The 9,957-nt window shown below is 43.7% G+C and carries 13 protein-coding genes, 3 tRNA genes and 1 rRNA gene; 2 read left to right on the top strand and 15 right to left on the bottom strand.

The genetic code is table 11. The features are described from left to right. Positions 1 to 40 precede the first annotated feature (40 nt). From JCM17471_RS12555 to JCM17471_RS12520, 9 genes are all read right to left on the bottom strand, one after another. The gene (locus JCM17471_RS12555) at positions 41 to 1,504 is read right to left on the bottom strand and encodes a peptide MFS transporter (protein ID WP_082395338.1); all 1,464 of its coding nucleotides are present in this window, start codon (positions 1,502 to 1,504) and stop codon (positions 41 to 43) included. A gap of 319 nt (positions 1,505 to 1,823) precedes the next feature. Beyond that, entirely contained in the window at positions 1,824 to 2,357 is a 534-nt protein-coding gene (locus tag JCM17471_RS12550) for a DUF3324 domain-containing protein (RefSeq protein WP_082395337.1), read from the bottom strand. Further along, on the bottom strand, positions 2,318 to 2,848 hold the full coding sequence (locus tag JCM17471_RS12545) for a DUF916 domain-containing protein (protein WP_054778105.1): 531 nt from the start codon (positions 2,846 to 2,848) through the stop codon (positions 2,318 to 2,320). Before JCM17471_RS12545 ends, JCM17471_RS12550 begins: the two co-directional genes overlap by 40 nt. Before the next feature lie 49 nt (positions 2,849 to 2,897). Further along, positions 2,898 to 3,497, bottom strand: coding sequence for a WxL domain-containing protein (locus JCM17471_RS12540; RefSeq protein ID WP_225354304.1), 600 nt, complete (start codon positions 3,495 to 3,497; stop codon positions 2,898 to 2,900). A 35-nt stretch (positions 3,498 to 3,532) separates the two neighbouring features. Continuing rightward, positions 3,533 to 3,862, bottom strand: a complete 330-nt coding sequence (locus JCM17471_RS12535; protein ID WP_054778103.1) for a hypothetical protein — start codon at positions 3,860 to 3,862, stop codon at positions 3,533 to 3,535. A gap of 16 nt (positions 3,863 to 3,878) precedes the next feature. Then, positions 3,879 to 4,511, bottom strand: coding sequence for a hypothetical protein (locus tag JCM17471_RS12530; RefSeq protein ID WP_054778102.1), 633 nt, complete (start codon positions 4,509 to 4,511; stop codon positions 3,879 to 3,881). Continuing rightward, entirely contained in the window at positions 4,480 to 4,668 is a 189-nt protein-coding gene (locus JCM17471_RS14275) for a hypothetical protein (RefSeq protein ID WP_156321714.1), read from the bottom strand. Before JCM17471_RS14275 ends, JCM17471_RS12530 begins: the two co-directional genes overlap by 32 nt. Positions 4,669 to 4,754: 86 nt before the next feature. Then, positions 4,755 to 6,503 carry a hypothetical protein gene (locus JCM17471_RS12525; RefSeq protein WP_054778101.1) on the bottom strand — a complete coding sequence of 583 codons (1,749 nt, stop codon included), beginning with the start codon at positions 6,501 to 6,503 and terminating at the stop codon, positions 4,755 to 4,757. Positions 6,504 to 6,703: 200 nt separating this feature from the next. Continuing rightward, a complete protein-coding gene (locus JCM17471_RS12520) occupies positions 6,704 to 6,910 on the bottom strand; it encodes a hypothetical protein (RefSeq protein ID WP_054778100.1) in 207 nt (68 codons plus the stop codon). 250 nt (positions 6,911 to 7,160) lie between these two features. On the opposite strand from JCM17471_RS12520, the gene JCM17471_RS12515 reads away from it, so the two are divergent. Continuing rightward, entirely contained in the window at positions 7,161 to 7,946 is a 786-nt protein-coding gene (locus tag JCM17471_RS12515) for an SDR family oxidoreductase (protein ID WP_054778099.1), read from the top strand. Positions 7,947 to 8,025: 79 nt separating this feature from the next. Here the strand turns inward: JCM17471_RS12515 and JCM17471_RS12510 are convergent. Then, positions 8,026 to 8,098 (bottom strand) — tRNA-Thr (locus JCM17471_RS12510). Positions 8,099 to 8,100: 2 nt separating this feature from the next. Then, positions 8,101 to 8,172, bottom strand: a tRNA-Glu gene (locus tag JCM17471_RS12505). A gap of 137 nt (positions 8,173 to 8,309) precedes the next feature. Between JCM17471_RS12505 and JCM17471_RS12500 the strand changes: the two genes are divergently transcribed. Continuing rightward, positions 8,310 to 8,951, top strand: coding sequence for an NAD(P)H-binding protein (locus tag JCM17471_RS12500; RefSeq protein ID WP_054778098.1), 642 nt, complete (start codon positions 8,310 to 8,312; stop codon positions 8,949 to 8,951). Positions 8,952 to 9,003: 52 nt separating this feature from the next. On the opposite strand, the gene JCM17471_RS16855 is transcribed toward JCM17471_RS12500, so the two are convergent. The 4 genes from JCM17471_RS16855 to rrf all read right to left on the bottom strand — a co-directional run bounded on the left by JCM17471_RS16855 (position 9,004) and on the right by rrf (position 9,884). Continuing rightward, a complete protein-coding gene (locus tag JCM17471_RS16855; RefSeq protein ID WP_500778369.1) occupies positions 9,004 to 9,201 on the bottom strand; it encodes a hypothetical protein in 198 nt (65 codons plus the stop codon). A 130-nt stretch (positions 9,202 to 9,331) separates the two neighbouring features. Continuing rightward, entirely contained in the window at positions 9,332 to 9,550 is a 219-nt protein-coding gene (locus JCM17471_RS12490; protein WP_054778097.1) for an AbrB/MazE/SpoVT family DNA-binding domain-containing protein, read from the bottom strand. Between the two features lie 139 nt (positions 9,551 to 9,689). Then, positions 9,690 to 9,762 (bottom strand) — tRNA-Asn (locus tag JCM17471_RS12485). A 5-nt stretch (positions 9,763 to 9,767) separates the two neighbouring features. After that, a 5S ribosomal RNA gene (gene rrf, locus JCM17471_RS12480) occupies positions 9,768 to 9,884 on the bottom strand. Positions 9,885 to 9,957: the final 73 nt, after the last annotated feature.

Genomic DNA, 9,957 nt, shown 5'->3' with positions numbered 1-9,957 from the left:
GCCGCGACGGATTATCGCGGCTTTCCATTAAGTATCAATTTTAGTTAACACCTTGCATGAGCTTTTCAATCCGTGGTGTCATCACAGCCAAGATAACCGCAACAACGATGGAAACAATCCCGACGATTGAGAAGTACATGATTTCGCTGTTCGGTGTGTACAACCGAACGATTTGGGCGTTGATTGCCTGTGCAGCCGCGTCGGCTAAGAACCACATACTCATCATTTGTGATGAGAAGGCCTTAGGTGCCAACTTGGTCGTCACTGACAACCCAACTGGAGAAATTAACATTTCCCCGATTTCAACAACAGCCCAACTCAAGACTAACCAGAGTGGGGAGACCTTTGTCCCTGTCCCAAACATCATCACAGGTAAGACCATGACAATGTATGACAGACCGGCAAAGATTAACCCTAAGTAGAATTTCTTTGGTGAACTTGGTTGACGCTTGCCCAAGCGAACCCATAAACGAGCGAAGATTGGCCCGTAAATCAAGATGAATAATGGGTTCAACATTTGGAACATACCAGGTTCAATGGTCCATGAGCCCACTTGAAGTTGCGTCTGTTCTGCGGCAAATAAAGCCAGCACGACAGAACCAGATTCTTCAATGGCCCAGAAGATAACAGCAGCGATGAACAATGGAATATACGCCCAAACCCGTGAGCGTTCTTCCGTTGTCACCTTTTCACTACGTAACATCATCACGAAGTAAGTGATTGGTAAACCAATCGCAAAGACAGTAATTAAGGTGATGACATTTGCAATATTGAAGACACCGGTCAATGCCATCACAACTAAGATAATAGCAACAGCAACAACCATCAACAGTGCTTTTGTGATCACAGATTTGAGTTCGTTTGCTTTGATTGGATCAGGTGCTTGGTTTGCATCTGGATTGATGTACTTACGCCCATCAATCGCGTAGAAGATCAAACCAATAAACATCCCGACAGCAGCTAATGAGAACCCAACGTGGAAGTTCCACTTGCCTTGTGCCCAAGGAACAACGATTGGCGCAATCAATGAACCAAAGTTGATCCCCATGACAAAGATGGAGAAACCAGAATCCCGACGGACATCGTGTTCAGAGTACAAGCCACCGACCATTTCGGAAACATTAGGCTTTAACAACCCAGTCCCGACAACAATCAATGCGATTGAAATGAACAGTGCGGGTGCCCCAAATGGCAATGCAAGGACAATGTGCCCAAACATGATGAGAACCCCACCCCAGAAAACGGTGCGGCGGCTACCCAACAGTCGATCGGAGACAAACCCACCAATGACACTACTGAGATAAACCAGCGAGCCATAGATTGACATGATGGACATGGCAGTTGGCTTATCAAAGCCCAAACCACCCTTGGAAACGGAGTAATACATATAGAAAAGCAAGATGGCACGCATGCCGTAATAACTGAACCGTTCCCAGAATTCAGTCATTGATAATGTTGCTAACCCTCGCGGATGCCCTAAAAAGGCACTATCCTTATGATCCACTTAAATACATCCTCTCAATTATGATTGCAGCGACTTTTAGGCCGCAGAAATCTTCGTCAAAATCTTATAACACAAGCAATAATTATATACCTAAATGAAACTGAACACAATATCATGTGAAAACAATCGCTTGAATTAAAGGCCGTTAAGTACGTTCTCATGAAAAGTCACACATACGATGAGAACTAGCTCATGATACCAGAAGAAAAACAAAAAAGACCCGAATAAGATTCGAGTCTTTCCTATATAACACTTACGCCACTTGTCGTTTCAATCGTTCATTTGGCTCACTATGCAAACGAATCAATGTATATAACACTTACGCCACTTGTCGTTTCAATCGTTGGTTGCGGTAAATGAGATAAGCAATGATCATCAGACCAACGAGTGCGCCGCCACCCAAGTACCACCACCACTGCCGATTATCGGGGATGGGATTGTGACCAAGAGTTGCCGTATTCCATTTCTTAGCTTCATCCGCAGTAATGGTAAACACTTGTTGGAAGCGCCAGGAACGATTACCCGCGTGGATGACCATTTCGATGCGATATTTCCCGGGAACGAATGCATCGTTATTGAGTGGTGTCGTCGCTGGCATCACACTATTAGGTGCGATTTGAATGTTTTGCTGATTCCGCGTGTAGAGCGGCTTCTTGCCCTTCTCTTTATAAATCTTAGTGGTCATCTTGACCTTATTGAGATAGGCTGGCTTCACATTGCGTACATTGGCAATCACGCTGTTGGTGCCATTCATTTGCCCTACTTCGACATCACCCAACTTCAGATCTGGTGCCACCACTGCCGTCTTGCTCTTTAACAAGACCGCGACCGCATATGCGTATCGATTCCGCACTTGAGCGGTGCCACTTGCTTTTGCTTGAGCTCATCCGTTTGTGTGAACGATAAGCCCCCCGCTAATGTCCCGTCAAACTCCTTGGTCGGTGCATTGAGCTTGAGCTTGGCCACAACTGAGCTCTTCGCCGGAATCTGATACTTCTTCTGCTCAGGCTTCAACAGTTTGTCGAGTCGATACAGCAGTGTCTTATCCGACTTACCCGCTGTCGTATAGTTCACGACCCCATTAAGATTCGTGGTTGCGGTGTGGACTTGAGGGGCAACCGTGATTGTCTTATCACTCGTGTTTGATACCACAACACTCAAAGTTTGTTCCTGACTAGGTGTCACCTTGAGCTCATAGTACCCCGCATTCGTATTCACTTGATTAGATGGATATTGCAATCGAATACTGAATGGCACCTTACTGCTTTCAGCTTTCACGTGTGTTGCTGGCAACAAGCCAATCGTCACCATTGCCAACAGACCTAAGATTAGTTTGCCCCTCATTGTCTCACTCCTTAATGTGTTGTTAAGTTACATAGGTAATCTTGTATACTCATGATGCATCAAGTGGTGCATCAAGCAGCGTCCAGGTGATTTCGGCTTGGTAGACCTTGCCCATAACTGCTTTTGTTCCTTGGGGCAGTTTTAGTTTCACTCGATCGTCGTTATTGGCAATTTCTCCATACTTGAGTTCAGTCAATCCACCAGCATCTTTCCCTTCTGCAAGAGTGACCGGACCCCCTTCACTAATTTCTACTACAGGCTCAATTGGGGGCGTCACCGAACCCGCTGCTCCACCATTGAGGCCAATATCAGGTGTGTGCATTTCAATGGTTGCGTTATCAAGTTCTTTACCATCTTCATTTGTAAATTGCGTGGACATTATTGCCTGCAGAACCCATTCATTTGGTTCATCGTCGGATGTAATACCGCGGTTATCTATGATTTGCACAGTGGAACTTGATGAATAATCCTCAGCGGCTATGTCATCCCCGTTTGTAGCTAACGAATACAGCATCTCTTTTGATCGATCATATTGTTGATCCATCCCAAAGTGAAAATTTGGAAGTTCGCCAAACCTTAAGGGGGTATCATCTTGTGCAAATTCAACAGCGCCAGGCGTTCCTTTTTTAGCTACCTCTGTTTCTGCCATCACATGTTGATTAGCTTGGAAAAGAATTGGTGCAATCAATAGTGTCGGTAATAAGAAAAGTGTTTTTTCATTGTTATCGGCTCCTTTTTTGAATGACTATAGAGTAATTGCCCGTTAAGTGTAACAAGTATTGCACCCAGCCAAACAAGTTCAATCTGGCTATGGTTACTGAGTCGTGGCATCAATTCTGTTCCCGATAACAAAGTATCCGTTGGCCTGGTCTTTTTCACCACACCAGGAACTTTGGGTTGGGTATCCTCAGTATAAGAAAAATGTAGACCTGCTTGTCCACTAGTATCTGCTCGAGTAGGGATGCCTGGCCACAGAGCCAGCCACATGACGACAAAAACAATTAGTCGAAACATTTTTACTCCTCCTTTACTAATCATTAGGTGGTGCGTTGAGCAACGTCCACTCCAATTCAGCCTCGTACTTTTCGCCAATTACTTTTTGTTCTCCGCTAAAGTTTGCCTGAATCATGCCAGGGACGGTTTTTTCCGAATTAGTCCCACCAGTAAGATAAAAAGTGAGATCTCTTTCGGTTATGAGTTCATCCGTTTGTGGCTCAATATTCATAAAAACATTGTCACTATCGGTAATCAGGAACTCGCCCTCTGTTTCGGGTTCAACTTTTCCTTCAAAATTTTTAAATTCTCGTTTCCACAGCGCATTTTTCAACTTATGCTTTGATGTCACCGAAGTGAAGGGCTGTGTTTGCTTAACCATTATAAGAACGTTTGTCCTATCAACCAGTTTGCGATTGTCACGGATTTCAAATTTCTTCCCTTTAACCAACGGCTGAATATCTTTATTTGTATTTGTCACAGGCTGTGCGCCGAAATCAAACAGATCTGGTACATTTTTAAAGTTGACGTCCGCCGGCTCATATTGCTTCACGTAGACCACAACAGGTCGTTCTAACTTATCTTCGCCGGAATAATTTGCCTCGACGATAATAGCAAAATTAACATCAAAAGGTTTATCAAAAATTGATAAAAAAAGAAAACTCGCCATTACTTTTAGTGATTGTATGCAGAAATTCTTCATCAGCTACTAAATCTCGGCCATCTATCCCAGTAAATCTCACTTTCAATTCAGTTCCAGGTGTTGCGGTGCCACTAACAGGAAAATTAGTCGTATCTGGATGTACTTCAAGAGCTGCTGGTGTCACAACGGGTCGCTCCACATCCGTAATAATAAGTTGCTTCAATTGATTACTGAAATTGTCCCTGAACGTATCATTGTTACCCGTTGTTGTTAGTGTGGAACCATTTTGATTTGCCTCAAAGTTAACGTACAGATATTTTGTTGACTACCTAATAAATCGGTTGTCTGTATTTGGCGGAAACACTGGTCGGGTAAAACCATTTTCACTTTCTCAAAATGGGAGCTGTCTTTCTCGTCCACCTTAGAACGATTCAACTCCAGATGAGCTCGATTAATTGTGATAATGTTTTTAGCACTATTATCCCCTGAGATTATTGGTGCAGTATTGCCTGAATTCGATAATACAACTTTAGCGCCATTGCCGATTGTCATTGTCGAATCACCGCCAAATTGCAAATTTTTCTTTGATGAAGTACTGGTAAATATCATATCCACTTTACTACCGGCGTTAAATTGATAATCAAAAGTTCTTGAAAGAGTCCCGCCGTACATCTGTCCAACCGTTTGATTCAGAATACCATCAATTTTATATCTCACAGTCCCTGATGATGCAATGGCCTTGAACAATGTATCTGTAGCTTTCAGGGTCAGGGTACCTTTCTCAGCAACTGTAAACAGATCAGTATTTTGCATCTCTGTGATATTTTCAGCAAATTGCTGTGCTGAAATATTCATCCTCGCATCTTTCTCCACTTTGATCTGAGCACCAGTCAAGGTGCCAAACACCCCTTGTTGACTTGCTAAAGTCACACTTGATTTATCTTGCATACGCCGATTCTGTACAAGAGCATCCGATTTCGCACCACTTCTTATTTCAGCTGATGAAAATGTAGCAAACACTTTTGTGACCGCATTCAGGCTAATACTACTGTTCTCAGTTGCAGTGATGTTGCCACTCACTGTGCCGAACATTTGAGTGCTCGACCTCAAGTTAATATTACTGTTCTCAGTTGCAGTGACTTTTCCACTCATTACACCACTGCTAATTGCTTTTTCGGACTGAATTTCAATTTTACTATTATTATTTGCCGTGAAATCAGAATTTGAAGCTGTGCTGTAAGTGTTATCCTGTGTCTTTATTCTTATGGCACTACTATTATTCGCTATTAGAGGAACCACACTAGATGTAGCACCTATTCCCTTAGTTAAATGCACGTCTATTTGGCTTCTATCATCCGCTGTAATTGCAGCATCAGTGGGCTTAACAGTATAAATACCCCTAGCTGTAATATGCAACGTGCTATTACCGGAAACATCAATATACGCTGCATTAGCGTCTTTAAAAACGTTGTAACCTGCTTCAATAACTACATTAGCATTATTTTTGACCTTTATTGATGCTCCTGCGTAATGATAAGGAAACAAAACGGGGAATGTGATAGATGATACAGTATGTCGTAATACTGTCTTACCACCATTGAAAGTAATCGACTTGGCCTCTGCAACCTCGTGGCGGTTAACTGTAAAATCGTTATTCCCGGCAAACTCAATCTGTCCATGCGGATTAAAAACAGGTTGAGGACCTAGATAAGTCACAGAATCGAACCTTATCGTTGTATTATTTTCTTTCGTCTGTGGGAAAACACCATAAAATTGGCGTTTTTTAATGTTAATATCTTTAAAAGTCACTATCTTGTCTGTTAACTTGTCTCCATATTTAAAGGGGCTAGTTTGTCTATCAATTGGAGAAAATGTTAACGTGTGAATTTCACCAGTATCGTCCTTGCCGGAAATGATAATTCCTGAGTAACTTAATTCAGTGAGAATGGCTTTATTATCTGTCATGAGATTAATATCCTGAGTAAGTTGAACATTGCTTCCTCTCATAAATGCTGCCAAAAACTCTGCTTCATTCTTTACAGGCTCTGTGATTTACCCCTCATCAGCTCGCGCCATATCAGATGAAACCTCTGCCTCGTCTGAGGCGTCATTTGCTACTTCTTCCTCAGAGTCACTAGCCTCATCTTCTTGGGGTGTCTGCTCCTCATCCACTATCGGTTGAGTGCCAATCTCGGAGGTTTCGTTTGCTGCGTTCTCATCTACAGCTTCTTCAGATTTTTTCCTTGATCATCATTGTCATCTGTTTTCTCTGGCGTGATTGATTCACTAGCCGGCAGTAGTGCGGACACCGGTTCATTCGTGAACGTGCTTGTGACTGCAACGACTGGTTGACCTGCCATGCCGAACATATTACTGGCAATCAATCCACCCAGTAGACTCAATAACATGAGCCCCGACTTCTTCATTGACATCGCCTCCTCCACTTCGAGTTCGTTTGTGATATCGGTTACAAGTTAAGCTTAACGAATTGACCTAATGAATATCAACAAATAATTATTAATACCATTAGTTTTTAATTATACACTTACAGAACACTGATATACCGCACTTTAGGTAATTAAATTACAAAGTTTGACATTTGTAACCAAAACGACTATGCTGATTCTAGTTACAAAAATAAACAAAACGTAACTCACGCGAAGGAGATACACAAAAATGAAATTAACCGACAATACAATTTTGATTACAGGCGGTACTTCAGGCATTGGCTTAGGCTTAGCGCAACGGCTCCAAACAATGGGCAATAAAGTCATTGTTTTAGGCCGTAACGAGAAACGGATTGTTGAGATATTGCGTGACAATCCTGATTTTGATAGCTATCAGGCCGATGTTAGCAAGCCTGAGACTTTGAAAGATTTGCCTGCTTGGATAATGACTAACTATCCCAAGCTAAATATGGTCATCAACTCGGCCGGTATCATGCACGCTTATGATCTTTTCGATCCAGAACTAACACTCGATGAGTTAACCGCTGAAATCAACACCAATCTGATTGGCACAATTGCGGTCGATAAATTGCTCCTGCCACAACTGGTTCAACAACCAGAAGCGATGATCGTGAATGTCTCTTCTGGTTTAGCTAATGTGAGTTCTGCTGCGCATCCCTTCTATTCCGCAACTAAGGCTGGCGTCCACATGTTTACCAGTGCGCTGCGTGAACAGTTGATCTATGCCAAGCATGATCATGTCCATGTGGTGGAACTTGTGCCCCCACTCGTTGCTGAAACGAATCTTGAGAGCACAGTGACAACAGAAGCTTCCGGTAACATGAAGCTCAGCGATCTCGTTGACGCAGCCATCAAGGGAATGACCGATAACAAGATTCGGGTAAACGCTGGTGCAGCCAAGGCATTGCGCAAAGCCGGCCAAATTGCCCCAGATCGAACAGAACACCAGATGGCCGGTCAAATGTTGAAGCAATACTTCCCACATGGCCTATAGCCATAACGTGAAATGAAGGATAATTGCACACAAAAAAGACAATCGCTGTCATCAACGATTGTCTTTTTTGAAATGATTATGCCGGCTGCAGGACTTGAACCTGTGACCCTCGGTTTACGATACCGATGCTCTACCAGCTGAGCTAAGCCGGCAATGACCCGTACGGGATTTGAACCCATGTTACCGCCGTGAAAGGGCGGTGTCTTAACCACTTGACCAACGGGCCATTTCACAACAAAACTGATTATACCGGAAAAAGCCGGTAGTTGTAAAGGGTTTGGCGGACTTTTCGCTGAAATTCTCAGAGTTGTTTCTGGTGGTGAATCAGGATACACTTACTTCTAAATAGTGGGAGGGATTATGATGAAAATTGCTGTGATTGGCGCCTCTGGCAACGCAGGGCAAGCCATTTTTAAAGAAGCCACAAAACGCGGGCATGAGGTCACTGGTATCGTACGCCACGCGGAGAAAGCCAAATCAATACTGGGCGCAGAAGCTCACATCGTAGAACACGATGCGTTCACGTTAACTAAAGAAGACCTGGTCGCGTATGATGTCGTCGTTGACGCATTTAATGCGCCAATCAAGCAAGCGTATCTGCACATTGATCTTGCGACCCATCTCATTCATGAACTGCGGGAAACGACGCAACCGCGTGTGATTTTTATCACTGGTGCGGCGAGTCTCACCCATCCAGATGGCGGGTTATTATATGATCACTTAATCAAATTACCCGGCCACGAAGCTTGGATTGCGACCCCGGAGAATCAGTATGCCGAACTCGAATTTCTGCGCCACGTCACTAATGTGAATTGGTTAGCCGTATCACCTAGCCAAACCTTTGAAGCTGGTGATGCAACAGCCTACGTCCGCGGCGAAGACACCCTATTATTTGATGACCAGGGCCAATCTGTTCTCTCCAGTGGCAACCTTGCGCTACTGATTCTCGATGAAATAGAAACCCCACAAGCACACCAACACCGGATCACTGCCCGTAACCAATAAAGAAAAAAGAAGCGACAACCGCAAATCCGGTTCGTCGCTTCTTTTTAGCTAATCAAATAAATTGCCGCACAACAGCCAGCGTTTTTGCCCAAGTTGTTGGATCAACGTGTTCAACGAACTGAATATCACGCTTCGTGTAATCCATTGAGCGCAGCTGATGCGTGACAATGTCGCCCTTCACTTCACCTGGCGATACGATATTCACGTACGTGCCAAATGGCCGCTGTGTGCTGGTAATTGGACATGCCAGACAGAACCCAGTCAGATGATTGAACTCATCTTTACTGACAATTAGGGCTGGCCGACGTTGCGAATTTCATGTCCGACTGATGGATCAAATGACAGATAGACAATATCGCCTTGCTTTGGTATGTACATGGCTATTCCCCCAATTGATCCCATTCATCGTCTTCATCGCTGACACTGTCTCGGAAACCTTCCCAATCTGACTCGTCATCGAATAACCCATCTTCTACTGGTGTTAACACAAGTGATTGTGACATCTTCGTCAGTTCCACCACTTGGCCCACTTTCAAGTTAAACTCTTTTGGAATGACGAGACCAACTTGATCCCCAATCTGCTGTAATGTTGCACGCATTTTACCGCCCCTCTCTTTTCTTCATTTAGTATAGCCTGTTCATCTTTTTCCGACCAGCGAGACGATTTGTGCTTTGCATAATATCTGAACGCACAAAAAAAGATGAGTTACAATTTCTTGTAACTCATCTTTTTAATTACTCCGGTTGTCAGGCTCGAACTGACGACAACCTGATTAACAGTCAGGTGCTCTACCAACTGAGCTAAACCGGAATCAAGCGTGGCAACTTCCTACCCTCGCAGGCAGTTTCCCACCAACTACTATCGGCGTAGAGAAGCTTAACTTCTGTGTTCGGCATGGGAACAGGTGTATCCTTCTCGCTATCGCCACCACACTTATGAGAACTTTGAGCTCTCAAAACTGGCTATCATGTTTAATTGTTTGTTATGCTTTAAACCGTATTTGTT

This window comes from Lacticaseibacillus saniviri JCM 17471 = DSM 24301 (assembly GCF_001311785.1).
Taxonomy (GTDB): Bacteria; Bacillota; Bacilli; order Lactobacillales; family Lactobacillaceae; genus Lacticaseibacillus; species Lacticaseibacillus saniviri.
This window is presented reverse-complemented; position numbering and strand designations above follow the sequence as displayed.